Genomic DNA, 25099 nt, shown 5'->3' with positions numbered 1-25099 from the left:
GTCATCCCCTTCCCGCCGCGATGGGGCGGCGCTCGGTCACGTTCAGGCCATAGCCCTTGAGGCCGACGATGGTGCGTTCGGTGTTGGACAAGAGAATCATGTCGCGCACGCCGAGATCGAGCAGAATTTGGGCGCCGATGCCATAGTCCCGCAAAGTCCCTCCCCGATGCTCGCCCTGCACCAGCTTGGCGTTGATGCGCTCGAGCAGGCTGGTCGGCTTGGGCTCGCGGATGAGCACGACCACCCCCCGCCCCGCCTCGCCGATCATCTCCATGGCCCGGGCCATTTCGCCGGCCTTGCCGGTGGAATTGTCGCCCAGCACGTCTTCCAGCACGTTCAGCGCATGCACCCTGACCAGCACCGGGCCGTCGCTCTCGATGTCGCCCTTGATCAGCGCGACATGCTCGGCATAGGCGGCGCGGTTGACGTAGATGATCATGCGGAACGCGCCGCCATGGGCGCTTTCCAGGGTGGTTTCGAGGGCCCTTGCGACCGTGCGGTCGTGGCGCAGGCGATAGGCGATGAGATCGGAAATGGTCCCGATCTTGAGGCCATGGTGCTGGGCGAAGGCGACGAGGTCGGCGAGGCGGGCCATGGTGCCGTCCTCGTTCATCACCTCGCAGATGACGCCGGCCGGGCTTAACCCCGCCAGCCGGCACACGTCGACCGCCGCCTCGGTGTGCCCAGTGCGCACCAGCACGCCGCCGTCGCGGGCCTCCAGCGGAAAGATGTGTCCGGGGCAGACGATGTCGTCCTTGCCCTTGGTCGGATCGATGGCGGCGGCGATGGTGCGCGCCCGGTCCGACGCGGAAATGCCGGTCGTCACCCCTTCACGCGCCTCGATCGACACCGTGAAGGCGGTCTGGTGGCGGGATTCGTTCTCGCGGGCCATCAACGGCAGGCCTAGATGCTGGATGCGCTCGCGGGTCATCGCCAGGCAGATGAGGCCGCGGCCATGCTTGGCCATGAAGTTGATGGCCTGCGGTGTCGCCATCTGGGCCGGGATGATGAGGTCGCCCTCGTTCTCGCGGCCGGGATCGTCGACCAGAATGAACATGCGCCCGTTGCGGGCATCCTCGATGAGTTCTTCGGTCGGCGACAGATAATCGCGCTCGGACACGGCTATTCCCTTTCCAGAAGGCGCGCAACATAGCGTGCCAGCATGTCGATTTCCAGGTTCACCCGGGACCCCACCTTGAGCCGGCCCAGGGTGGTGACTTCCTGGGTGTGCGGAATGACGTTGACGCCGAAGACGCCGCCTTCAACCTCGTTGACCGTCATCGACACGCCGTCGATCGCCACCGAGCCCTTTGGCGCGATGAAATGGGCCAGCTTGTCGGGAACGCGAAAGCGCAGCCGCACCGATTCGTTCTCCGGGGTCACCGCCACCACCTCGCCCACCCCGTCGACGTGGCCCGACACGATGTGGCCGCCCATCTCGTCGCCCATCCGCAGGGAACGCTCGAAATTGACCGGCGTTCCTTCGCGCCAGTCGCCCATGGTGGTGCAGGACAGGCTTTCGTCCGAGGCGCTGATGGCAAACCAGCCGTCGCCCTTGTCGATCACCGTCATGCACGCCCCCGAACAGCAGATGGAGGCGCCGATGTCGATCGCGGCGGTGTCGTAGCGGGTGGCAAACTCGAAGCGGGTGTCGCCGGTCTTGACGACCGCGCGGACCCGTCCCAGGTCGCTGATGATTCCGGTGAACATGACTTCTTCTTATTCCTTTCGACGAAACAGCTCGACAACGTCGGGCCCGAGATCGAAGCCGCCGGTGCGCTCGAACGCGGGCGCTTCGGCCAGTCCGGTTACCGCCAGTTCGGCCACCGCCGGGACGGCGTCGCCGCCCAGCACCCGGGGCGCCCGGAACCACGCCAGACGATCGGCGAGGCCGGCCCTCAGGACCGATGCCACCAACCGCCCGCCGCCTTCGACCAGCACCCGGGTGATGCCGCGTCCGGCCAGTTCGGCCAAGGCGGCCGTCAGGTCGGGCCGGCCATCGGCGCCGGACGCCACCTGTATAACGACAGCGCCCGCCTCCGTTAAGGCCTGGCGTGCCGCCGGGTCGGCTTTTTCGCAACATAGAATCCAGGTCGCCGTTTCCCGCGCCGTCGCCGCCAGCCGGCAGGCCGGCGGCAGACGCAGCCGGCTGTCGAAGACGACGCGCACCGGCGAGCGCTCATCCAGGCCGGGCAGCCGGCAGCGCAGGTCGGGATCGTCGGCAAGCGCGGTACCGACGCCGATGGCGATGGCATCGTGGTGGGCCCGAAGGCCGTGGCCGAAGGCCCTCGCCACCTCGCCGGTGATCCAGCGGCTTTCGCCGGCGGCGGTGGCGATCCGCCCGTCCAGCGTCGCCGCCACCTTGACCGTGACCAGCGGCCGGCCGGCGGTCACGCGCAGGAAGAAGCCGGCATTGATGTCGCGGGCCGCCGCCGCCCCCAGTCCCACCTCGACGGCGACGCCGGCGTCCCTGAGGCGGACCAAGCCGCGGCCGGCGACGCGCGGGTCGGGGTCCTCGACAGCAACGACCGCCCGTCCGATACCGGCGGCGATCAGGGCGTCCGCGCAGGGCGGCGTCTTGCCGACATGCGCGCAGGGTTCCAGGGTGACGTAGGCGGTGGCGCCGCGGGCCAGATCGCCGGCCCGCCCGAGGGCTTCGGTCTCGGCGTGCGGGCGTCCGCCCGGCTGGGTCCAGCCGCGGCCGACGACACGGTCGCCGAGATCGGGACGCACCAGCACGCAGCCGACTGCCGGGTTGGGCCAGACGCAGCCCAAGCCGCGCCGCGCCAACGCCAGCGCCGCCCCCATGAAAGTCCGGTCGATGTCGTCAGTCGCTTTGGTCGTCACTCAACTTTCCGACGAAATCCTCGAAGTCCTTGGCTTCTCGGAAATTGCGGTACACCGAGGCGAACCGCACGTAGGCCACCTTGTCCAGCTCGGCCAGGTGGTCCATCACCATCTCGCCGATCACCTTGGTGGGAATTTCGCTTTCGCCAAGGGTTTCAAGGCGCCGCTGGATGCTGTTCACGATGCGCTCCACCCGGTCCTCGTCGACCGGGCGCTTGCGCAGCGCGATGGTCAGCGAGCGGGTCAGCTTGTCGCGGTCGAACGGCATCTTCTCGCCGTTCTTCTTGACCACCGTAAGCTCGCGCAACTGCACCCGCTCGAAGGTGGTGAAGCGGGACCCGCAGTCAGGACAGAACCGCCGGCGCCGGATGGCGGCATTGTCCTCGCTCGGACGCGAGTCTTTGACCTGAGTGTCCGTATGACCGCAAAATGGACAGCGCATCGGTTCCTTTCTCCTCCCTGACCGGCGAGGACGGGTTCAAAATCCGGCGTAAATGGGGAAACGCCGGCACAGTTCGCCAACCTTGGCGCGCGCCGCCTGCTCGGCCTTCGTGTTGTCGTCCGGATGGGCGATCAGCCCCTCCAGCACGGTGTCGATCATTTCGCCGATCTGCCGGAACTCGGCGACGCCGAAGCCGCGCGTGGTCGCCGCCGGCGAGCCCAGGCGCAGGCCCGACGTCACCGTCGGCTTCTCGGGATCGAACGGCACCCCGTTCTTGTTGCAGGTCATGCCGGCCCGCTCCAGGCTCTTTTCGGCGACGTTGCCCTTGAGCTTCTTGGGCCTGAGATCGAGCAGCATCAGGTGGGTGTCGGTGCCGCCCGACACCACGTCGAAGCCACGCTCCATCAGCGTTGCCGCCAGCACTTTGGCGTTTTCCGCGACCGCCCGGGCGTAGGCCTTGAATTCGGGGCGAAGGGCCTCGCCGAAAGCCACCGCCTTGGCGGCGATGACGTGCATCAAGGGGCCGCCCTGGATGCCGGGGAAGATGGCCGAGTTGATCTTCTTGCCGAGGTCCAGGTCATTGGTAAGGATCATGCCGCCGCGCGGCCCGCGCAGGGTCTTGTGGGTGGTCGTAGTCACGACGTGGGCGTGCGGCAGCGGACTGGGGTGCACGCCGGCCGCCACCAGGCCGGCGAAGTGGGCCATGTCGACCATGAAGTAGGCCCCGACCTCGTCGGCAATCTTGCGGAAACGAGCGAAATCGATGATGCGCGGATAGGCCGAGCCGCCGGCAACGATCACCTTGGGCTTGTGCTGGCGGGCCAGGCGCTCGACCTCGTCGAAGTCGATCAGGGCGTCCTCACGCCGCACGCCGTACTGCACCGCGTGGAACCATTTGCCGGATTGCGCCGGCGGCGCGCCGTGGGTCAAATGGCCGCCGGCCGCCAGGCTCAGGCCCATCAGGGTGTCGCCCGGCGTCAGCAGCGCCTGATAGACGCCGGCGTTGGCCTGGCAACCGGAATGGGGCTGGACGTTGGCAAACTCGCAGCCGAACAGCTTCTTGGCCCGCGCGATGGCCAATTCCTCGGCCACGTCGACGCACTCGCAGCCGCCGTAATAGCGCTTGCCGGGATAGCCCTCGGCGTACTTGTTGGTCATCACCGAGCCCTGCGCTTCCAGCACGGCACGCGAGACGATGTTTTCTGAGGCGATAAGTTCGATCTGGTCCTGCTGGCGCGCCAGTTCGCCGCTGATGCCGGCGTACACTTCCGGATCCTTGTCCGCCAAGGACTCGCCAAAAAAACGCGCGTGGAAGTCAGAAGGATAAGTGGCCTTGGCAAGAGTCATGGGCTCGAACCTTTCGTTCAATCAAATCTTGGGGTGGGTCAGCTTGTCGACGCGGCGCGCATGGCGGCCCCCGTCGAACGGTGTTTCAAGGAAAATCCGCAGGCATTCGCGGGCGACGTCGGGCCCGATGGTGCGCCCGCCCATGCAGATGACGTTGGCGTCGTTGTGCTGCCGGGACAGACGGGCCCCATAGGCATCGTGCACCACCGCCGCCCGCACTGCCGGGTGGCGGTTGGCGGCGATGGAAACGCCGATGCCGGTCCCGCACATCAGGACGCCGCGGGCCACCCGCCCGTCGCGGATGGCGGCCGCCATGGCGTAACCGAAATCCGGGTAGTCGACCGACTCGGGGCCGCCGGTGCCCAGATCCAGCACGCCATACCCCAGGTCCCGCAGCTCCTTGGTGAGCAGCAACTTGAGGTCGTAGCCGGCGTGATCGCTGGCGATGGCTATGGTTTCGGACGGCATGTCGCGGGGCTCCCTCGAAGGCGGCGCTGGCCCCCTAGATACCACATATCGAATCGGCCTGCCAAGCCGACACAATTTATCGCGTCCAGGCCAAAAAGACGTGCTTTTCCAGGCGCTTCCGGTCAGGCCCCGGAACGGCCGCGACGGCCTTCGAATTGAACGCGCCCGGCCATCTGATGCGAATGATTATTCGTCGCATATTTGCCGGCAAGGCGGCTGTTTTCTTCGTGACTGGCCCGATACCACTTTCAGCCTTCCCAGCATTCAGTTTTTGCGTTTTTTATTCAATCATCATCAACAGACAAGACAAACCCATTTCCATTTTGGTGGTTTTTTATTGACACCCCAGTTCCTCCATGCAAACACTGCCCCATTGTTCAAAATAGAGTACAGGTTCAAGAGTGATGAGCGAAGAAAGTTCGGATCTGGTGTCACGCGACGAAATCCTGCGGATGGCCGTGGACGTGGTCGCTGCGTACTTAAGCAATAATCAATTGCCGGCCGGGCAGATTCCGGAGGTGATCAACACTGTTTTTCGTTCTCTCAGTTCCCTCGACGGAACGTCGGCCGAGGTCGTGCAGGAGCCGATGAAGCCGGCCGTGCCGATCCGCCGGTCGGTGACGCCCGACTATCTCGTCTGCCTGGAGGACGGCAAGAAGCTGAAGATGCTGAAAAGGCATCTGCGCACGACCTACAACATGACGCCCGAGGAATACCGGGCCAAATGGAACCTGCCGCCGGACTATCCGATGGTCGCGCCCAATTACGCGAAGCAGCGTTCGGATTTCGCCAAGCAGATCGGTCTTGGCCGCAAACCGGGCGAGAAGCGGCGCGGTCGCAAGCGCACCGTCCGCGTCTGATCCTGCCGCTCATCGCCGAACGGGAAGGCCGCATCGATGGATGCGGCCTTTTTCCCTGTGTCCGGGCGCCGGCGAGCCCAGAAAGGGCGGGCCCGGTTCAGATTCCGAGGTAGGCTTTCTTGACGTCCTCGTTGTCGAGCAGGTTGGCCGCGGTGTCGGTCAGCGTGATGACGCCGTTTTCCATGACATAACCCCGATGGGCGATCTTCAGGGCCTGGTTGGCATTCTGCTCGACCAGGAAGATGGTCGTTCCGCTTTCCCGGTTGATCTTGACGATGATGTCGAAGATCTGGCGGATGATCATCGGGGCCAGGCCCAGCGAGGGCTCGTCCAGCAGCAGAAGGCGCGGCCTCGCCATGATGGCGCGCGAGATGGCCAGCATCTGCTGTTCGCCACCCGACAGCGTGCCGCCCGGCTGGTGGTGGCGGTCGGCCAGGATGGGAAACAGGTCGAAGACGTATTCCAGATCCTCGCGGATGCCGTCGCGGTCCTTGCGCAGGAAGGCCCCCATGTCGAGGTTCTCGGCAACGGTGAGATCGGGGAAAATCAGGCGGCCTTCCGGCACCTGGCTGATGCCCAGTTCGACCAGCCTGTTGGCGGGGATGCCACAGATGGAGGCCCCTTCCAGCAGGATGTCGCCGCTGCGGGGCGCCACCAGCCCGCACACCGCCATCAGGGTCGTCGTCTTGCCGGCCCCGTTGGCGCCGATGAGGGTGATGATCTCGCCCCTGCCGATCTCCATGTTGACGGCATGCAGGACCGGGATCGGGCCATAGCCGGCGTCGACGTCGATCAGCTTAAGCATCGGCCTCTTCCCCGAGGTATGCCTTGATCACGCGCGGGTCCCGGCTCACCTCCTCCGGCGTGCTCTGGGCAATCTGGGTCCCGTATTCGAGGACGCAGACGCGATCGGACAGGCTCATCACCAGCTTCATGTCGTGTTCGATCAGAAGAATGGAGAGGTCGTGCTTCTCGCGCAGGCGCAGGATCAGCGCCTGAAGCTCGCGGGTCTCGCTCGGGTTCATGCCGGCCGCCGGTTCGTCCAGCAGCAGCAGGGCCGGTTCGGTGGCCATGGCGCGGGCGATCTCGAGGCGCCGCTGCGCCCCGTAGGGCAGATTGTTGGCGGTCTCGTCGACGAGCGCGGTCAATCCGACCTCCTTGAGAAGGCCATAGCTGATCTCGATTCCCTCCTGCTCCTCCTGGCGCGTCGACGGCGGCCGGAAGATAGCGCCGAAGATCGAGGACCGGGTCCGGCAATGGCGGCCGATCATGACGTTTTCCAGCACCGTCATGTGGGGAAACAGCCGGATGTTCTGGAAGGTCCTGGCCATACCCAACGCGGTAATGTGGTTCGGCTTCAGGCCATTGAGGCGTTTGCGCTGGCCCCGCGCCGATAGCAGGATGTCGCCGGATGTCGGCGTGTAGAGGCCGGTGACACAGTTGAAGAAGGTGGTTTTGCCGGCGCCATTCGGCCCGATCAAGGCAACGATCTCGCCGGGCATGATGTCGAGGCTGACGGCATCGACGGCCCTCAGGCCGCCGAAGTCCATGGTCAGGTTCCTGACGTCGAGAACGGGGCCGGCCTCAGCCATGGGAACCCACCCCCCTGGCCACGGCCTCGCCGGACGGCGCCGCCTCGACGCCCCGGGTTTCGGACGGATGGAAGCGCCGTTTCAGCCGCCGGTCGCGGATCAGGCCCTGCGGGCGGAACACCATGAACACCACCATGATGGCGCCGAAGACGATCATCCGATACTCGGCGAAGGCCCTTAAGTATTCCGGCAGCAGGATCAGAATAAGGGCGCCCATAATGACGCCGACGGTCGAACCCATGCCACCCAGCACGACGATGGAAAGGATCATCGCCGATTCCAGGAAGGTGAAGCTGGCCGGATTGATGAACGACGTCTTGGCGGCGAAAACCACACCCGCCATGGCGGCCCAGGTGGCGCCCAGGGCAAAGGCCATCAGCTTGGTCTGGGTCTTGTCGATGCCCATCGCCTGGCAGGCGATCTCGTCCTCGCGCAGCGCCATCCAGGCCCGTCCGATGCGCGAATACTTGAGCCGCGTCACCACCAGGATGGTGAAGAGGACGAGGGCGAGTACCACGTAATACATATAAATGATGCGGCCCTGGAGGCCGAACTCCACCCCGAACAGATCGGGGCGCGGAATGTTCGAGATGCCGCTCGGTCCGCGGGTAAACTGGCCCCAGTTCTCGAGCACCAGGCGGATGATCTCGCCGAAGCCCAGGGTGACGATGGCCAGGTAGTCGCCGCGCAGGCGCAAGACCGGAAAACCGAGCAGGATGCCGACGAAGGCCCCGAGGAATGCCGCCATCGGCAGGACCGCCCAGAAACCAAGCCCGAAATGCAGGTTGAGCAGCGCGTACGCGTAGGCGCCGACCGCATAGAAGGCGACGAAGCCGAGGTCGAGCAGCCCGGCCAAGCCGACCACGATGTTCAGTCCCAGCCCCAGCATGATGTAGATGAGGGCCGAGATCATGATGTTGACCTGGTACATCGAGAACAGGAACGGGAAGACGGCGACGAAGATGGCGAAGGCGGCGATCAGGGAATAGCGGACGCGGCGGTCCTCGATAAGCGTCTGGAGCGCCTGGGCGCGATCGGCGGCGGCGGAAGACGCGCCCTGTTTGCTTCCTCCCATTTGGCGGCGGGTCATGAAGAACCGCCAGACGTAGGACAGCAGGAAGGCGCTGATCCCGACCAGCGCCAGGTTCTCCCAGCGCCAGACGATGGTCTTCTCGATGGTATCGACCCGGATGACCATGATCGGGAAGGTCAGGAACATGAACCAGACCGCGGTCAGCAGCGATTTTTTCAGGCCTTGCATGACGTCGTTGTGCCCTCTTCGATCGCCGCTCAGACCTTCTGGCTGTCGGCTTTGCCGAGGATGCCTGCTGGTCGGAAAATGAGGATGAGCACCAGCAGCGCGAAGGCGAAGACGTCTTCGTAATCGCTCGACACATAGCCGGTGGCGAAGCTTTCGGTCCAGCCCAGCACCAGCCCCCCCAGCATGGCCCCGGGGATGCTGCCGATGCCGCCCAGGACGGCGGCAGTGAACGCCTTAATCCCGGCGATGAAGCCGATGTAGAAATTGATCTGGCCGATATGCGAGGCGATGAGGACGCCGCCGATGGCGGCCAGCGCCGAGCCGATGACGAAGGTCAGCGAGATCACCTGGTCGACGTTGACCCCGACCAGCATGGCCATGCGTTGGTTCTGGGCGGTGGCGCGCATCGCCTTGCCCATGCGCGTGAACTTGATGAAGGCGGTCAGCCCGGCCATGACCAGGGCGGCGGTGACGACGATGATGACTTCCGACGAGGTGAGGATGCCGCCGACGAAATCGGGCAGATCGAAGTCGGGAAGCAGGTTGGGAAACGGCAGAAAGTCGGCGGTCTGGGCCAGCAGGATATAGTTCTGCAGAAAGATCGACATGCCGATCGCCGAAATCAGCGGCGACAGACGCGGCGCGCTGCGCAGCGGCTTGTAGGCGATCTTCTCGACGGTGAAGCCATAGGCCGAGGCGTAGATCACCGCGATCGGCAGCGTCAGCAGCAGGATCGCGTACCCGGGCATCCCGAGGGAGCCCAGCACCCCGGCGACGATCAGCGCCGTGAAGGCGCCGATCATGTAGATTTCGCCGTGCGCGAAATTGATGAGCTGGATGATCCCGTAAACCATGGTGTAACCCAGCGCGATCAACGCGTAGATGCTGCCCCGGGTCAAACCACCAAGGAAAATTTCGAGGAAATACTCCATCCGCCCCATCAACTCTCGGATAAAGGGTCCGTGGGAGGGTCCTTTCGGACACTCCCACGGCATCCATGCATTGTCGGCTGAAAACGCCGGATTACTTGGCCTGGGTGAACACGCCCTTGACCACGCGATAGACCTCAAAGCCGACGCCCTCGGCATCGCCGCGATTGTCGAACCGGATCTTGCCGACCGGGGTTTCGACATACTCGGTGCGCAGTGCCTTGACGACCTTGTCGTAGTCGGTCGATCCAGCCTTCTCGATGGCGTTCAAAAGCGCCAGCGCGGCCGAATAGGCCTCGTAATAGAAGGCGCCGGGTTCGGCGTTGAATTCCTTCTTGTGCGCGTCGAGCGCCACCTTATAGAGCGCGTTGGCCGAAATGTCCCTGGGACCGGTGGCATAGACGCCCTCGGCGAACTCGCCGGCCACCTTGATGAAGGTGGGGTCCTTGACGCCGTCATCGGAAATGAACGGGATGTCGAGGCTGCGCTTGCGCATGGTCATGACGATCTTGGAGGCTTCGGGATGATAGCCGCCGAAGATGACGGCATCGGCACCCGACTGCTTGACCTTTTGCACGACCGCCGAATAGTCGACAGCGCCGGGGGTCACGCCCTCGAACAGCACCGTCTTGGCCTTGCCGGAGTCGTTGACGAACTTCTGGCTCCACTCGGCGAAGCCCTTGCCGTAGTCCCCCTTGTCGTGGATGACGGCGATCTGCTTGGCCCCCAGCTTCTCGACGGCGAAGGAAGCCGCCATTTTGCCCTGGGCGTCGTCCCGGGCGATGGTCCGGAAGAAGTTCGGGTAGTCGCCGGTCAGCGTGAGATCCGGATTGGTCGCCGACGGCGACATGAGGACGATCTTCGAATCCTTATAGATCGGCAGCGCCGCCTTGGTCGCCCCCGAGCAGATATGGCCGAGAGCCACCGTCACCTTCTCGGAAACCAGTTTGAAGGCGGCGTTGGTCGCCAATTCCGGCTTGCACTGTTCATCCTGCGGGACGACCTTGATTTTGCCGCCCAGCAGGCCGCCCTTGGCATTGTATTGTTCGACCACCAGCTTGGCCGCGTTGACGGTAGGCAATCCATAGGACGCCAAGTCGCCGCTGTGCGCACCCGGCACGCCGAAGATGATATCCGCCGCCTGCGCCGATCCCGCTCCCATCAAGGCAACGGCGGCCGCAACGGCGAACGCCGAAGTGATTTTTGTCGTCATCTGTCAACCTCCATCCGATCATCCGCAAAGCCGACAGGCCTCCCCGCTCTGGCAAAAGGCGTCCGGCTTCCCTGTCTCAAGCCCTCACCGACCCCATCATGCCGGAACTGGAATATCCACTCGCGCCACGAAAAAGAAGGGGTCGGTTGAATTCGCAACAAACGCCACACTTGTCAATATGGAAACGTCGTTTCGGACGGTATCGCCGACCGTTGCAAGCCCAGGGATTGCAAGCGATTCGCAGCATCGAAGCCTTTCCATGGCGAGGGTCCCCGTCCCTTTGGCACATGGCCCCGCCAGGAGTGGCTTTCAACGGCTGTCCTTTCCCCCTCCCCTCTCGGCCAGACGCTTGGCGATGACGTATTCCAGCTTGCGCATCGCCAGGCGCTTCAACGTGTCGGCGCCGGCCTTGGCGTCGCCGACCATGGAGACCTCGATGCCACTCTCCGGATCGATGGCGTTGACCTTGACGACCTGGCCCACTCGAACGAACTCGAAGAGGACCTGCTGCAGTCTGACCCGTCCCTGCTCCGCCATCGCCGCCTGCCCGTTCTGTCGCCGCCATTCTGCCGGGACTCTCGTTCCCGGCACAAGGGGGGCGTGGGGCGGGGAAGGCCGGACCGCCTATTCACATTTCAAATGAGGATTTTGCTTGACTAGTACATTTGTTCTGTAGTTCTTTGCCGCCCGCCCACGTCATGGGTCGCGGTAATTTGATGGGGCAGCTTGCACCGCGTCACCAAACGCTAAAGCGCCACGGGGAGATCTTCGTGGGCCCCTTGAAACAGCACAGGTAAGGAAGGCCCTCATCATGACCATCGAAACGCAGCATCCCGAGACTCTGGTTCTGCACGCCGGCTTCCGTTGCGACGAGGCGACGAAGGCGGTGGCGGTGCCGATCTACCAGACGACGTCGTATCAGTTCGACAGCACCGAGCATGCCGAGAACCTGTTCGCGCTGAAGGAACGCGGCAACATCTATACCCGCATCATGAACCCCACCCTCGACGTGCTGGCAACGCGCGTCGCGGCACTGGAAGGCGGCGTGGCGGCGCTCGCCGTCGCCTCGGGCCAGGCGGCTTCCACCTTGGCGGTGCTCAACCTGTGCCGGGCCGGCGACAATTTCGTCAGTTCGACAGATCTCTACGGCGGCACCTGGAACCTGTTCAACAATACGCTGCGCGACCTCGGCATCGAGGTTCGCTTCGTCGATCCCTCGGACCCCGAGAACTTCCGGCGCGCCACCGACGCCAAGACCCGCTGCTATTACGCCGAGACGCTGCCCAATCCGAAACTCCACGTCTTCCCTATCAAGGAAGTGGCCGACATTGGACGTGCGCTCGGCGTGCCGCTGATCATGGACAATACCGCCTGCCCGATCATCTGCCGGCCGCTCGACCATGGCGCCGCCGTGGTGGTGTATTCGACCACCAAGTACATCGGCGGCCACGGCACCTCGATCGGCGGCCTGATCGTCGACGGCGGCAACTTCGACTGGGCGGCGCACAAGGAACGCTTCCCCACCTTGAACGAGCCCGACCCCAGCTATCACGGCGCGGTGTGGACCGAGGCGGTCAAGCCGATGGGTCCGGTCGCCTATATCGTCCGCACCCGGGCCGTTCTGCTGCGCGATCTCGGTGCCGCGATGAGCCCGTTCAACGGCTTCCAGTTCATCCAGGGGCTGGAAACCCTGCCGCTGCGCATGCGCGCCCATTGCGAGAACGCCGCCAAGGTGGCCGATTTCCTCAAGACCCACGCCAAGGTGACGCATGTCATCTTCCCCGGCCTGCAAAGCGGCGAGGTTAAGCGGCGGGCCGATGCCTATCTCAAACGCGGCTATGGTGCCCTGGTCGGCTTCGAGCTTAAGGGCGGCCGCGACGCCGGGCGGCGTTTCATCGACGCCTTGAAGATGTTCTATCACGTCGCCAACATCGGCGACGCCCGCAGCCTGGCGATCCATCCGGCTACCACCACCCACTCCCAGCTCTCCGAAAAGGAGCAGACGGCAACCGGCGTGTCGCCCGGCTACGTAAGATTGTCTATTGGCATCGAGCATATTGACGATATTCTGGCCGACCTCAGGCAGGCATTGGAGTCGGCTTAACAGCATCATGTCGGATGGACAATCGGTAGCCCGGGGGCGTTTCCCGGCAACCCGTATGCGCCGCAACCGTCGCGCCCCGTGGGCGCGGCGGTTGGTGGCTGAAAATTCGCTTTCCGTTGCCGACCTCATCTGGCCGGTCTTTGTCGTCGAGGGCAAGGGCCAGCGCCAGCCGGTGCCGTCGATGCCGGGCGTCGACCGGCTGTCGATCGACCAGTTGGTCGAGGAGGTCGGACGGGCCAAGGCATTGGGCATCCCGGCCATCGCCGTGTTTCCCTATGTCGAGGCGGCCCTCAAGACCCCCGACGCCCGCGAGGCGGTCAATCCCGACAACCTGGTCTGCCGGGCGGCGCGTGCCGTCAAGGCGGCGCACCCCGACATCGGCGTCATTTGCGACGCCGCGCTGGACCCCTTCAACGCCGACGGCCACGACGGCATCGTCAGGGACGGCGTCATCCTCAACGACGAGACGCTCGAAGTGCTGTGCCGCCAATCGGTGGTGCAGGCCGAGGCCGGCTGCGACGTCATCGCGCCATCCGACATGATGGACGGCCGCATCGGCGCCATCCGCAAGGCCCTCGACGACGCCGGCCGGACCGACGTCCTGATCATGAGCTACGCGGCAAAATATGCCTCGGCCTTCTACGGTCCGTTCCGCGACGCCATCGGCTCGAAGGGTGCGCTCAAGGGCGACAAAAAGACCTACCAGATGGACCCCGCCAACTCCGACGAGGCGCTGCGCGAGGTCGCCATGGACATCGACGAGGGCGCCGACATGGTCATGGTCAAGCCCGGCCTGCCCTATCTCGACGTCGTACGCCGGGTCAAGGACGCCTTCGGCATGCCGACTTTCGTCTATAACGTCAGCGGCGAATACGCCATGCTCAAGGCGGCGGCCGGCCAGGGCTGGCTCGACAACGACAGGGTCGTGCTGGAAACCCTGCTCGCCTTCAAACGGGCCGGGGCCGACGGCATCCTCACCTACCTGGCTGTGGAAGCGGCGGAGTTGCTGGCCCGCACCTGAGCGGCTGGCGTCACACCTTTTCGGCCAAGCCGTAGTAGTCGCCCCGGAAGTGCAGGAGCGGCACGCCGTTCGCCGCCGTATTCAGCGTTTCTACCTTCCCCAGGATCAGGAAATGGTCGCCGGCATCGTGGACGGCGGCCCGCGAACACTCGATGATCGTGAGGCCCCCCTCCAGCAGCGGGCAGCCCTGCCGGCTCAGCCGATAGTCGATGGTCCGGAACTTGTCCAGCGAACGCCGGGCGAAATGGACGGACAGCGCTTTCTGCCTCTCGCCAAGCACGTGAATCGCAAAATGCGAACCGCGCGTGAACGCCTCGATACAGGTCGTCGCCTTGTCGAGGCAAATGGCGATCAGGGGTGGTCGCAGCGATACCGAGGTGAAGGCGCTGGCGGTCACGCCGGCAAGGCCACCGTCCGGCCGCACCCCGGTCACCACCGTCACACCGCTGGCGAACCGGCTCAGCGCGTCGCGAAAATCCCTGTCCGTCACATCCACGATTTCGATCCTTGGCATCGGAATTGCTTGTCACCTAAATACTCGGCCCGCCGGTTTCAACGGCGCGGGTTTGAGCGAAAACAGTTCTGAATCAGGGGCAGATGATTTATTCTCCCTGGCGCGCATGTGGGGGTTACCGTCCGTAAAAGACAATGGTGCACGCGTAAAACGCCGTGCGGCATCGTCAAGCAAGAAGATCGCCGGAGACGAACCGGCGGTGACTTTCTGAGGGTCCTGGATGTTTTTCATCATCGGATTTGTGGTCGTCGTCGGCAGCGTCATCGGAGGGTATGTCGGGGGCGACGGCCACCTCAGCGTTCTGTGGATGCCCTTCGAATTCCTGATCATTTTCGGCGCCGGCTTCGGCGCCTTCCTCATCGCCAATCCGAAAAACGTTCTCTCCGGCGCTGCGAAATCCATGGGCGCCCTGCTGCGCGGGTCCAAATACAACAAGGCCAGCTATCTCGAACTGCTGGGCGTGCTTTACGCGCTCTTCCGCCTGGCCAAGACGAAGGGCGACCTGGCGCTTGAAAATCATGTGGAGCGGCCCGAGGAAAGCCCTCTGTTCCAGGCCTTCCCCCGTTTCTCCAAGGAACATCACGCGCTGGTCTTCCTGTGCGACTACCTTCGCCTTCTCACCCTGGGAACCAGCAATTCCCACGAGATGGAAGCCGTGATGGACGAGGAACTGGAGACCCACCACAAGGAAATGCACGCCATCTCCAACGCGGTCGCCGTGCTGGGCGACGCCCTGCCGGCGCTCGGCATCGTCGCCGCCGTTCTCGGGGTCATCCACACCATGGGGTCGATCACCGAACCGCCGGAGGTCCTGGGCCATCTGATCGGCGGCGCCCTGGTCGGCACGTTCAGCGGCATTCTGATGTCCTATGGCCTGGTCTCGCCGATGAGCCGCTCGCTCGAGCAGACCTTCGATGCCGAATCCCAATACCTGCATTGCATCAAGGTCGGCCTGATCGCCCACATGCAGGGATACGCCCCCCAGGTTTCCATCGAGTTCAGTCGGAAGATCCTGCTTTCCCACGTCCGGCCGACGTTCGCCGAAGTGGAAGAGATGCTCCAGAACCTTCCCACCTACTCGTAAGAGGCACCTGCCATGACCGTCAAAACCGGCTCGGTCATCATCAAGAAGGTCAAGAAAGGCGGGCACGCCGCCGCCCATGGCGGCGCCTGGAAGGTGGCCTACGCCGACTTCGTGACGGCAATGATGGCGTTCTTCCTGCTGCTGTGGCTGCTGAGCGCGGTGTCGCAGGAGCAACTGGAAGGGATCTCCAACTATTTCGCCCCGCAGGCTGCCTCGGCGACGACCAGCGGCAGCGGCCAGGTATTGGGCGGCCAGAGCATCGCCGAGCCCGGGGCGCTGGGCAACCCGATCAAAACGCCGCCGCTCGTCGCCATGGACCTGCCCACCCCCAGCGCCGGCCAGGGCAGCACCGACGCCGCCAAGCCGAACGACGAAGCCATGGACGCCGAAACCGCCGAAGAGGTGGTAAAGCGCAAGGAGGAAGAGCAGTTCGAGCAGGCGGAGGAAACCCTGCGCCAGGCCATCCAGGGCATTCCCTCGCTCAAGGAACTTTCCGAAAGCCTGGTGGTTGACGATACCGCCGAAGGCATGCGAATTCAGATCGTCGATCAGGAAGGTCTGGCCATGTTTCCGCGCGGCACCGCCGAGATGTATGACCATACCCAAAAGATGCTGGCGCTGGTGGCCAAGGTGATCGAGAAGATGCCGCAGAAGATCGCCATCGCCGGCCATACGGATTCGACCAAGTTCCGGGGCGAGGCCGGCTATTCGAACTGGGAGCTGTCGGCCGACCGCGCCAACGCCAGCCGCCGCGCCCTGATCGACATGGGAGTGCCGGAAGGACGCATTTCGCGGGTCGTCGGCAAGGCCGCCGAGGAACCGCTGGTCAAGGGCGACCCCGCCAACCCGCGCAACCGCCGCATCACCATCGTCCTGATGCGCGGCACCGGAGACGGACAGGCTGCCAATCTGCCGTAGCCGCCGCGACGGATGGCGGCCAGGGCGGGGGCGGCGGCGTCGGACGAAGCAGACGGACAGGGCCTATGAAGCACGACTCGTTTCTCGGAACCCGGTTCTTCTTCGCCACGGGGCTGATGCCGTGTCCCTACCTGCCGGGTCGTCTGGAACGGCGGATCGTCACCGAATTGGCGGGCCGCGATGCCACCGCCCTCCATGATCAGTTGTCGCTGGCCGGCTTCCGCCGCAGCCACGACATCGCCTACGCGCCGGCCTGCCCGAACTGCAACGAATGCAAGGCCGTCCGGGTGGTCGCCGGCGACTACCGGCCCAACCGCTCGATGCGCCGGGTGCTCAACGCCAATGCCGATCTCGGCGCCCGCGACGTCAAGCCGATCGCCACCGACGAACAGTTCGCGCTGTTCGCCGCCTATCAGGCCACCCGCCACGCCGATGGCGAAATGGCGCGGATGGACGCCGCCGACTACCGCGCCCTGGTCGAAGACAGCCCGGTCGACACCCGCCTCGTCGAATTCCGCAACGCCGGCAATACCCTTTTCGGCTGCTGCCTGATCGACCGGCTGGGCGATGGCCTGTCCGCCGTCTACAGTTTCTTCGACCCCCTCCTCGATCGGCGAAGCCTGGGCTCGCTGATGATTCTGTGGACCATCCGGGAAACCCGATCTTTGGGCCTTCCCTACACCTATCTCGGCTTCTGGGTCGCGGGATCGTCGAAGATGTCCTACAAGGCGCGCTTCCAGCCCCTGGAAGTCTACACCCCCGTCGGATGGCAACTCCTGCCGAAGGAGCCGCCGGCATCGGCCGCCGGCGCCTGAACCGCAGCCGTCGGCCGCCGGCGCCATCCTTGCCGCGCTTCATCCTCTTGCAATTGCCGGCGCCGAAAGCTTAGTTGATCGCTGACATGGGGGCGGCGGGGCGGTTCTCCTCCGCGGACCGGAAAAGCAGACAGACAGGGGAGCACGATTTTCATGGAACGACGCAAATTCCTGGCCACGGCGGCGGCCGGCGCCGCCGGCGCGGCAATGGCCGCATCCTTTCCGGCGCCCGGGCTCGCCCAGGGCAAGCGCAACCTCAGGATGGTGATGACGTGGCCGAAAAACTCGCCCGCGTTGGGCACCGGTGCCGAGCGGCTGGCCAAGCGCATCCAGGAACTCAGCGAGGGCAAGCTGACCGTGAAGCTCTACGCCGGCGGCGAACTGGTGCCGCCGCTCGAGGTGTTCGACGCCGTCTCCAGCGGCGCCGCCGACTGCTATCATTCGGCGTCCTACTACTTCCAGGGCAAGTCAAAAGCCCTCAATTTCTTCACCACGGTGCCGTTCGGCCTGACCGCGTCCGAGATGGCCGCGTGGCTGTACTACGGCGGCGGCCAGGAACTGTGGGACGAACTGGCCGGCCAGTTCAACCTGAAGCCCTTCCCGGTCGGCAACACCGGCGTCCAGATGGGCGGCTGGTTCGCCAAGGAGATCAACACGCTGGACGACCTCAAGGGCCTGAAGTACCGGATGCCCGGCCTGGGCGGCGAGGTCTTCCGGCGCTTGGGCGTCGCCGTCAGCAACCTGCCGCCCCAGGAAATCCTGCCGGCGTTGCAGTCGGGCGCCATCGACGGCACCGAATGGGTCGGTCCCTACATCGATCTCGCCTTCGGCTTCCATAAGGTGGCCAAGTACTACTACCACCCCGGCATCCACGAGCCGGGCTCGAACCTCGACTTTTCGGTCAACCTGGATGTCTGGAAAAGCCTGACGCCGACCCAGCAGGAAATCATTCGCACCGCCACCGCCGCCGAAACCCAGTTGATGATCGCCGAATTCGATGCCCGCAACTCCGACGCGCTCGACACCCTGGTCAACAAGCACGGCGTCCAGCTTCGCCAGTTCTCCGACGACATCGTCAACGCCATCGGCACCGCCGCCGGGCAGGTGATGGCCGAGATGGCGGCCGCGGACGACATCACCAAAAGGGTCTACGCCAGCTATATCGACTTCCGCAAAAAGGCGATGCGCTGGTCGCGCTATGGCGAGAAGGCGTTCCTCGACGCCCGAATGCTGCCGTTCAAGTACGGCGACTGACGCGGGCTACCTCTGTGGCGACGCCCCGTGCCGAAGGTCGCGGGGCGTCGGCCGCAAGGCCGCTTGCCCCTATACATGCCATGGCCGATCGGCCATAGTGCGGCCCGTTTTTCCACATGCCCGTGAGGGAGGCCCTGCGTGCGGTTGCTGGCGGCGCTGGCGCGAAGTATCGACGCGTTCAACAGAGCGATGGGACGGACGGTTTCGTGGATCGTCGTGCCGATGGTGCTGATCCAGGTGGCCATCGTGCTGATGCGCTATGTCTTCGGGATCGGCTCGATCATGCTGCAGGAATCGGTGATCTATATGCACGCCGTCCTGTTCATGGCGACCGTCGGCTATACGCTGCTGCACGACGAGCACGTGCGCATCGACATCTTCTACCGCGAGACATCGCCGCGCCGGAAGGCCCTGGTCGATCTGGTCGGCACCCTTATCTTTCTGATCCCCGTTTGCGCCCTCATCTGGTGGGTGTCCCTGCCCTACGTCAGGGCCTCGTGGCGGGTGCTGGAAGGGTCCAAGGAAACCAGCGGCATTCCGGGTGTGTTCCTGCTCAAGAGCCTGCTTTTGCTATTCACCGTCCTGCTGGCCGCGCAGGGCGTCTCGATGGCCATCCGCTCGGTCGCCACCCTGGCCGGCCTGCCATGGCCGGCACCCCGCCCGACGGACGACCGGTTATGATGGCCGCCGAGACCTTTTCGCTGCTGATGTTCGGTTCGGCCTGCATCTTCCTGCTGGCCGGCTTCCCGGTCGCCTTCACGCTGGCCGGCAACGCCCTGCTGTTCGCCGGCATCGGCATGCTGGTCGCCGATTTCGACGCCACCTTCCTCAGCGCCTACCCGCAGCGCATCTTCGGCATCATGACCAACGACGTGCTGATTGCCGTGCCGCTGTTCATCGTCATGGGGGTCATGCTGGAGCGTTCCAAGGTGGCCGAGGAGCTCTTGGACACCATGGCCATGCTGTTCGGCCGCCTGCGCGGCGGCCTCGGCATTTCGGTCTCGGTGGTGGGCGCCCTGATGGCTGCCTCCACCGGCATCGTCGGGGCCACCGTCGTCACCATGGGCCTGCTGGCGCTGCCCACCATGCTGCGCCGCGGCTATGACCCCGCGCTGGCCTGCGGCTCCATCTGCGCGGCGGGCACCCTGGGCCAGATCATCCCGCCCTCCATCGTTCTGGTATTGCTGGGCGACGTGATTTCGGCGGCCTACCAGACGGCCCAGCTCAACCAGGGCATCTTCGCCCCCGAATCGGTCTCGGTGGCCGATCTTTTCGCCGGCGGCCTGATCCCGGGCCTTCTCCTCGTCGGCGTCTACATCCTCTACCAGATCCTCATGGCCTGGCTGCGCCCCGAAACCTCGCCGGCGGTGCCGCGCGACGAGGGCGGTCCCGTGGGTGGCGCCTTCGTGGTCATGGTGCTCAACGCCCTGATTCCCCCCATCGTGCTGATCGTCGCCGTCCTGGGCTCGATCCTGGGCGGCATCGCGACCCCGACCGAAGCCGCCGCCGTCGGCGCCGTCGGTTCGCTGCTGCTGGCCGGCCAGCGGCTGAACAGCGGCCGCGGGGCGGCCGTCCTCGTCGGCGCCTTCAGCCTGATCGGCGTCCTGGTGCTGACCTCCTTCGTCGATCTCCGCCTGGCCCGCGACACCATCCCCGTCGCCGGTCTGGCCGGCATCGCGGTGGCGGCACTTTTGTGCGCCGGCGTCGTCTGGGGCACGACGGTCGCCCTGATGCGGGCGCACGAAAGCGGCATCCTCGGCGACGTCGCCCGCTCGACGGCCCGCATCACCTCGATGGTCTTCGTCATCGTCATCGGCGCCCAGCTGTTCTCGCTGGTCTTCCGCGGCTTCGGCGGCGACGACGTGGTTCACGAACTGCTGAGCGGCCTGCCCGGCGGCGCCTTCGGTGCCATGGTCGTGGTCATGACGATGATGTTCTTCCTGGGCTTCTTCCTCGATTTCATCGAGATCACCTTCGTGGTGGTGCCGATCGTCGCCCCGGTGCTGCTGACCATGGGACTCGACCCGGTATGGCTGGGCATCATGATGGCCCTCAACCTGCAAACGTCGTTCCTGACGCCGCCCTTCGGCTTCTCGCTGTTCTACCTGCGCGGCGTGGCGCCGGCCTCGGTGACGACCATGCACATCTACAAGGGCGTCATCCCCTTCGTTCTCATGCAGATCGTCTGCCTGGGCCTGGTGGCCTGGTTCCCGGCATTGGCGACCTGGCTGCCGAAGGTCGTGTTCGGTTGAGGGTGGGCACTACGCTCGTACTCGCCGGTACTCGGCATCGAGGATCAATGCCTTGCGCGGGCCGTCTACCTGCCAGACCACGCCCCACCGGTCTTCGCCGCTGACCGCGAAATCTCCCCGGTAGAGATCGTCGCCGCATCGATGCTCGACCGACCACCCGCCGCTGGAAAGATCGAGGGTGTGAAAAAACCGGCCGTCTTCGAAATGGACGTTGGCGACGGCCGCTGCGGGGAACGCGTACACGTAGGCGCGGCTCGCCTCCCCTTGGAAGCCGCTCAGCCGCAGGATGCCTTGCTCACGATAGCGGAGGCCCTGTCCTTCTCGGTCGAAAAGGGCGTCTCCGACGAAGGACCCGCGGTCGTCGCGACGCCGATCGCCGATGAACCGCTGAACCCGCCACGGGCCGGCCAGATAGGCGTGCAGGCCGGCGATCGGAAACCGCCGAGCCACTCTAGTGGCGGCGGCTCCGCACCGCTTTCCAGGCCAACGGGATGACCACGGCCGCCAGAGCCATCTTCGTGGCCTCGCCAAGGAGGAAGGGCGTCAGCCCCCACGCCAGGATCGGCTTGCTCCAGCCGAACAGGACGCCCAGCCACAGCACGCCCGGAAGGAAAAGAATGACGTTGCCAATGACCAAGGCCGCGGCGGTGGTGAAAAGGCCGCGATCCCAGCCCCGTTCGGCCAGATAGCCACAGGCCGTCGCCGCCAGCAGATAGCCGACCAGATATCCCCCGGTCGGTCCCACCATGTAGGCGAGCCCAATGCCCTTTTCCGGGGTGCCGGCAAAGACCGGCAGGCCTAGCGCCCCTTGGGCCAGATAAAGCGCCACGGTCGCCACCCCGAGGCGCGGCCCATAGGCCATGCCGATGACGAGCACGGCAAAGGTCTGCATGGTCATGGGAACCGGCCAGAACGGCACCAGGATCTTGGCCGAGGCGGTCAGCAACAGGCTGCCGACGACGGCGAGAATGGCGGCGCGCAGCCAGCCGGCCCCGGCGGCGGACCATACGGCGGAAATCAGGGTCGGTTGAACGGTCGTCGGACCACGCATGGTTTTCTCCTCAATCCTGTCTGGATCGCCGAACAGGCGGCCCCGCCTTCCTATCAGGCAACCGGCCCCCCTGTAAACCGGTTGGAACGGGGGAAACCTCCCGGCGGCAGCCGGCCGGCCTGGGCGCGCTTGCCGTGCCAGGGGGCCAAGTTGGTTTCCGTGCGGGTGCGGGTTCCGGCCGGCCAGGTCAGCCCGTCGGCGAATTTGAACGCGATGGCGTCGGCGATGAGGCCGCCCTTGCCATAGCGTTGCAGGATGACGCCACGCCCGCGGGTCATGACCGGCACCTCGTCCAGCCCGAAGATCAGGAGCTTGCGGTTGTTGCCGACGACGGCGATTGAATCGGCCCCTTCGCCGATCGGCGCGCACAGCGCCGCCTCCTCGCCGTCCGCCAGGTTGAGGATCTGCTTGCCGGCCCGCGTCTGGGCGATGACGGCATCCTCCTCGACCACGAAGCCGCGCCCGGATTCGCCGGCCACCAGCAGGCGCCCGCCCGGCCGGTGGACCATGAGGCCGACCACGTCATGGCCGGCGTCGAGGTCGATCATCAGGCGCAGCGGCTCGCCGTTGCCGCGCCCGCCCGGCAGCTTGTCGCAGCCGACGGTGTAGAAGCGGCCGTTGGTGGCGAACACCAGCAGCTTGTCGGTGGTCTGGGCCCGCAGTATGAACTTGCCGCGGTCGCCTTCCTTGTAGCGGACCTCGGAAAGGTCCTCCATGTGGCCCTTGATCGCGCGAATCCAGCCCTTCTCCGAACAGATGACGGTGATCGGCTCGCGCTCGATCATCGCCTCCAGCGGCACGACGATGGCGGAGGGCGCGTCGCCGATGTCGGTGCGCCGCTTGCCCAGCGCGGTGTCGGGCCCGAACTGTTTTCGAATGTCGAGCATTTCGGCGCCGATCACCTTGCGCATCCGCTGCGGCTTGGCCAGCAGGTCCTGAAGGTCGGCCTTCTCCGCCGTCAACTCGGCGTTCTCGGTGCGGATGGCCTGCTCCTCCAGCCGGCGCAAGTGGCGCAGGCGCATGTTGAGGATGGCTTCCGCCTGGGTGTCGGTCAGCTTGAAGGCCCGGATCAACTCGGCCTTCGGCTCGTCCTCCTCGCGGATGATGCGGATGACCTCGTCGAGGTTGAGATAGGCGATCAGCAGGCCGCCCAGGATCTCCAACCGGCGCTCGATCTTGTCCAGGCGGAACTCGGTACGCCGCACCAGCACCTGTTGGCGGTGCTCCAGGAAGGCGGCGAGCACCTCCTTGAGGTTCATGACCCGCGGCGTGTTGTCGGCGCCCAGCACGTTCATGTTGAGGCCGAAGCGCACCTCGAGGTCGGTCAGGCGGAACAGATGCTCCATCAGGTGCTCGGCCTCGACGGTGCGGCTTTTCGGTTCCAGCACGATGCGCACGTCGTCGGTCGATTCGTCGCGGATGTCGGCCAGCATCGGCAGCTTGCGGGCGGCCAGCAGTTCGGCGACCCGTTCGATGATGCGCGCCTTGGGCACCTGGTAGGGGATCTCGGTGATGACGATCTGGTACTGGCCGTGGCCCAGGGATTCGCTCTCCCAGCGGGCCCGCAGGCGGAAGCTGCCGCGCCCCGTTCGATAGGCCTCGAGGATGGCGCCCGGCGCCTCGGCCAGGATGCCGCCGGTCGGAAAGTCCGGGCCGCGCACCACCCCGACCAGTTCCTCGACGGTGGCCGACGGCGTCTTGTTGAGGAGGATCAGCGCGTCGCACAGCTCGCCGACGTTGTGGGGCGGAATGTTGGTCGCCATGCCGACCGCGATGCCGGCGGCCCCGTTGGCCAGCAGGTTGGGGAAGCGCGCCGGCAGAACGACCGGCTCCTCGTCCTCGCCGTCATAGGTGTCGCGGAAGTCGACGGCGTTCTCGTCGATGCCTTCGAGCAACGCCTGGGCCACCGCGGTCATCCGCGCCTCGGTGTAGCGCATGGCCGCCGCGTTATCGCCGTCGATGTTGCCGAAGTTGCCCTGGCCGTCGACCAGCGGGTAGCGGACGGCGAATTCCTGGGCCAGGCGCACCAGCGTCTCATAGACCGCGACGTCGCCGTGCGGATGGTACTTGCCGATGACGTCGCCCACCACGCGGGCGCACTTCTTGTAGCCCGAGGTGGGGTCGAGCTTGAGCTGGCGCATGGCGTAAAGCAGCCGCCGATGCACCGGCTTCAGGCCGTCGCGCACGTCGGGCAGCGAGCGCGACATGATGGTGGAAAGGGCATAGGACAGGTAGCGTTCGCCGAGGGCCTCGGCGAGCGGCGTATCGCGGATTTCCCCGGTCGGGGCGGCGTCTTTCATGGTCGGTTCGAAACCTGTGGTCTGTCGCAGCGAGATTGAAACGGGATACTACATGTAGCGCGCAGGCGCATCAAAGCATCAATTCATGGCGCGCCCGCGCCGTGGCGCAGGCGCTCTTCCAGCCGGCGGCGAGCCGCCGGCATGGGGACGCCCATGGGGGCGAAAAGGTGGCGTTCGAGGAAATGGCCGGTGAGGCGAAGGCCGTCGAGCAGGGCCCCGGGCCCCGCCCCGTTGCCGCCGCCAGCCAGGAAGGCCGGCAGCGCCAGCAGCCGGCCCTTGTAAGGCTCGCCGGCGGCCAGCGACACCGCCCGGCCCGATTTCGGCGACACGTAGGCGAGCTGGTCGTTGCGTCCGGTGGCGGCGCATTCGGAAAGATCGAGGCCGAAGCCCAGCTGGGTCAGCAGGCCCAGCTCCCAGCGCACATAGGCGACCGGCCAGACGTCGTTCTCGATGGCGCCCAGCAGGGCCAGCAGGCCGTCGTAGACCGAGGGAAAGGGCTCGCGCTCGGGCAGCGCCGCCTCGGCGATGGCGCAGGCCGAGGAAAGGGCGGCCAGACGGGCAGCGTCGTCGAGCACGGCGGCTGCGAAGGCGTGGGTCATCTCGCAGGTGAGCGTGCCCAGGTGCTCGGCCAGCCGGGCCCGCCAGTGGGCTTCGACGCGGTTGCCGGGCTGCAGGATGCCGCGCGCCGCCTTGCCCGCCCCGCCGCGCACCAGCCCGGCGTGGCGGCCATAGGCGCGGGTCAGCAGGGTGACGATCGCCGACGTCTCGCCATGCTTGCGGGCGGAAAGAACGATGCCCTCGTCGGTCCACTCCATGGCCCTACTCTA

Annotated in this window: 26 protein-coding genes; 9 read left to right on the top strand and 17 right to left on the bottom strand. The window is 65.5% G+C overall.

Annotated features, from left to right (window positions below; translation table 11 throughout):
- Position 1 precedes the first annotated feature (1 nt).
- The 6 genes from ribB to rpiB are packed head-to-tail and all read right to left on the bottom strand — an operon-like array spanning position 2 to position 5104.
- The gene (ribB, locus tag ODR01_RS04700) at positions 2 to 1120 is read right to left on the bottom strand and encodes a 3,4-dihydroxy-2-butanone-4-phosphate synthase (protein WP_316976451.1); all 1119 of its coding nucleotides are present in this window, start codon (positions 1118 to 1120) and stop codon (positions 2 to 4) included.
- Positions 1121 to 1122: 2 nt separating this feature from the next.
- The gene (locus ODR01_RS04695; protein WP_316976450.1) at positions 1123 to 1710 is read right to left on the bottom strand and encodes a riboflavin synthase; all 588 of its coding nucleotides are present in this window, start codon (positions 1708 to 1710) and stop codon (positions 1123 to 1125) included.
- Between the two features lie 9 nt (positions 1711 to 1719).
- A complete protein-coding gene (gene ribD / locus ODR01_RS04690) occupies positions 1720 to 2808 on the bottom strand; it encodes a bifunctional diaminohydroxyphosphoribosylaminopyrimidine deaminase/5-amino-6-(5-phosphoribosylamino)uracil reductase RibD (protein WP_316976841.1) in 1089 nt (362 codons plus the stop codon).
- Between the two features lie 19 nt (positions 2809 to 2827).
- On the bottom strand, positions 2828 to 3289 hold the full coding sequence (nrdR, locus tag ODR01_RS04685; protein ID WP_316976449.1) for a transcriptional regulator NrdR: 462 nt from the start codon (positions 3287 to 3289) through the stop codon (positions 2828 to 2830).
- Between the two features lie 36 nt (positions 3290 to 3325).
- Positions 3326 to 4636: a serine hydroxymethyltransferase gene (gene glyA, locus ODR01_RS04680; RefSeq protein WP_316976448.1), complete on the bottom strand. Its 1311-nt coding sequence runs from the start codon at positions 4634 to 4636 to the stop codon at positions 3326 to 3328.
- Positions 4637 to 4657: 21 nt separating this feature from the next.
- Complete coding sequence (gene rpiB / locus ODR01_RS04675) at positions 4658 to 5104, bottom strand: ribose 5-phosphate isomerase B (RefSeq protein WP_316976447.1); 447 nt, start codon at positions 5102 to 5104, stop codon at positions 4658 to 4660.
- 404 nt (positions 5105 to 5508) lie between these two features.
- Between rpiB and ODR01_RS04670 the strand changes: the two genes are divergently transcribed.
- A complete protein-coding gene (locus ODR01_RS04670; protein WP_316976446.1) occupies positions 5509 to 5964 on the top strand; it encodes a MucR family transcriptional regulator in 456 nt (151 codons plus the stop codon).
- Positions 5965 to 6061: 97 nt separating this feature from the next.
- Here ODR01_RS04670 and ODR01_RS04665 read toward each other — a convergent pair whose 3' ends face one another.
- From ODR01_RS04665 to ODR01_RS04640, 6 genes are all read right to left on the bottom strand, one after another.
- Positions 6062 to 6769 (bottom strand): ABC transporter ATP-binding protein, encoded by a 708-nt coding sequence (locus tag ODR01_RS04665; RefSeq protein WP_316976445.1) that lies wholly within the window; start codon positions 6767 to 6769, stop codon positions 6062 to 6064.
- On the bottom strand, positions 6762 to 7556 hold the full coding sequence (locus ODR01_RS04660; protein ID WP_316976444.1) for an ABC transporter ATP-binding protein: 795 nt from the start codon (positions 7554 to 7556) through the stop codon (positions 6762 to 6764). The genes ODR01_RS04665 and ODR01_RS04660 overlap by 8 nt, the downstream gene beginning before the upstream one ends.
- The gene (gene livM, locus ODR01_RS04655) at positions 7549 to 8817 is read right to left on the bottom strand and encodes a high-affinity branched-chain amino acid ABC transporter permease LivM (RefSeq protein WP_316976443.1); all 1269 of its coding nucleotides are present in this window, start codon (positions 8815 to 8817) and stop codon (positions 7549 to 7551) included. Before livM ends, ODR01_RS04660 begins: the two co-directional genes overlap by 8 nt.
- Before the next feature lie 29 nt (positions 8818 to 8846).
- Entirely contained in the window at positions 8847 to 9749 is a 903-nt protein-coding gene (locus ODR01_RS04650; protein ID WP_394356809.1) for a branched-chain amino acid ABC transporter permease, read from the bottom strand.
- A gap of 91 nt (positions 9750 to 9840) precedes the next feature.
- The gene (locus tag ODR01_RS04645) at positions 9841 to 10959 is read right to left on the bottom strand and encodes a branched-chain amino acid ABC transporter substrate-binding protein (protein ID WP_316976441.1); all 1119 of its coding nucleotides are present in this window, start codon (positions 10957 to 10959) and stop codon (positions 9841 to 9843) included.
- Positions 10960 to 11268: 309 nt separating this feature from the next.
- Positions 11269 to 11496, bottom strand: coding sequence for a DUF6898 family protein (locus tag ODR01_RS04640; protein ID WP_316976440.1), 228 nt, complete (start codon positions 11494 to 11496; stop codon positions 11269 to 11271).
- Between the two features lie 274 nt (positions 11497 to 11770).
- Between ODR01_RS04640 and ODR01_RS04635 the strand changes: the two genes are divergently transcribed.
- Positions 11771 to 13063 carry an O-acetylhomoserine aminocarboxypropyltransferase/cysteine synthase family protein gene (locus tag ODR01_RS04635; RefSeq protein WP_316976439.1) on the top strand — a complete coding sequence of 431 codons (1293 nt, stop codon included), beginning with the start codon at positions 11771 to 11773 and terminating at the stop codon, positions 13061 to 13063.
- A gap of 7 nt (positions 13064 to 13070) precedes the next feature.
- Entirely contained in the window at positions 13071 to 14084 is a 1014-nt protein-coding gene (gene hemB / locus ODR01_RS04630) for a porphobilinogen synthase (RefSeq protein ID WP_316976438.1), read from the top strand.
- A 10-nt stretch (positions 14085 to 14094) separates the two neighbouring features.
- Here the strand turns inward: hemB and ODR01_RS04625 are convergent, their stop codons facing one another.
- Complete coding sequence (locus ODR01_RS04625) at positions 14095 to 14598, bottom strand: flavin reductase family protein (RefSeq protein WP_316976437.1); 504 nt, start codon at positions 14596 to 14598, stop codon at positions 14095 to 14097.
- Positions 14599 to 14818: 220 nt separating this feature from the next.
- Here ODR01_RS04625 and motA point away from each other — a divergent pair, with 220 nt between their 5' ends.
- The 6 genes from motA to ODR01_RS04595 all read left to right on the top strand — a co-directional run bounded on the left by motA (position 14819) and on the right by ODR01_RS04595 (position 20921).
- Entirely contained in the window at positions 14819 to 15682 is an 864-nt protein-coding gene (motA, locus tag ODR01_RS04620) for a flagellar motor stator protein MotA (protein ID WP_316976436.1), read from the top strand.
- Positions 15683 to 15694: 12 nt separating this feature from the next.
- On the top strand, positions 15695 to 16600 hold the full coding sequence (motB, locus tag ODR01_RS04615; protein ID WP_316976435.1) for a flagellar motor protein MotB: 906 nt from the start codon (positions 15695 to 15697) through the stop codon (positions 16598 to 16600).
- 65 nt (positions 16601 to 16665) lie between these two features.
- Positions 16666 to 17415 carry an arginyltransferase gene (locus tag ODR01_RS04610; protein ID WP_316976434.1) on the top strand — a complete coding sequence of 250 codons (750 nt, stop codon included), beginning with the start codon at positions 16666 to 16668 and terminating at the stop codon, positions 17413 to 17415.
- Between the two features lie 153 nt (positions 17416 to 17568).
- Positions 17569 to 18669: a TRAP transporter substrate-binding protein gene (locus ODR01_RS04605; RefSeq protein ID WP_316976433.1), complete on the top strand. Its 1101-nt coding sequence runs from the start codon at positions 17569 to 17571 to the stop codon at positions 18667 to 18669.
- A 138-nt stretch (positions 18670 to 18807) separates the two neighbouring features.
- The gene (locus tag ODR01_RS04600; protein ID WP_316976432.1) at positions 18808 to 19350 is read left to right on the top strand and encodes a TRAP transporter small permease subunit; all 543 of its coding nucleotides are present in this window, start codon (positions 18808 to 18810) and stop codon (positions 19348 to 19350) included.
- The gene (locus ODR01_RS04595) at positions 19350 to 20921 is read left to right on the top strand and encodes a TRAP transporter large permease (protein WP_316976840.1); all 1572 of its coding nucleotides are present in this window, start codon (positions 19350 to 19352) and stop codon (positions 20919 to 20921) included. The genes ODR01_RS04600 and ODR01_RS04595 overlap by 1 nt, the downstream gene beginning before the upstream one ends.
- A gap of 9 nt (positions 20922 to 20930) precedes the next feature.
- Here ODR01_RS04595 and ODR01_RS04590 read toward each other — a convergent pair whose 3' ends face one another.
- From ODR01_RS04590 to recO, 4 genes are all read right to left on the bottom strand, one after another.
- Positions 20931 to 21371 (bottom strand): DUF6314 family protein, encoded by a 441-nt coding sequence (locus ODR01_RS04590; RefSeq protein ID WP_316976431.1) that lies wholly within the window; start codon positions 21369 to 21371, stop codon positions 20931 to 20933.
- Position 21372: 1 nt separating this feature from the next.
- On the bottom strand, positions 21373 to 21972 hold the full coding sequence (locus tag ODR01_RS04585; RefSeq protein ID WP_316976430.1) for a biotin transporter BioY: 600 nt from the start codon (positions 21970 to 21972) through the stop codon (positions 21373 to 21375).
- A 53-nt stretch (positions 21973 to 22025) separates the two neighbouring features.
- Positions 22026 to 24272, bottom strand: a complete 2247-nt coding sequence (parC, locus tag ODR01_RS04580) for a DNA topoisomerase IV subunit A (protein ID WP_316976429.1) — start codon at positions 24270 to 24272, stop codon at positions 22026 to 22028.
- Positions 24273 to 24355: 83 nt separating this feature from the next.
- On the bottom strand, positions 24356 to 25087 hold the full coding sequence (recO, locus tag ODR01_RS04575; protein ID WP_316976428.1) for a DNA repair protein RecO: 732 nt from the start codon (positions 25085 to 25087) through the stop codon (positions 24356 to 24358).
- Positions 25088 to 25099 lie beyond the last annotated feature (12 nt).

The sequence above is a fragment of the Shumkonia mesophila genome (assembly GCF_026163695.1).
In the GTDB taxonomy this organism is placed as follows: Bacteria; Pseudomonadota; Alphaproteobacteria; order Rhodospirillales; family Shumkoniaceae; genus Shumkonia; species Shumkonia mesophila.
This window is presented reverse-complemented; position numbering and strand designations above follow the sequence as displayed.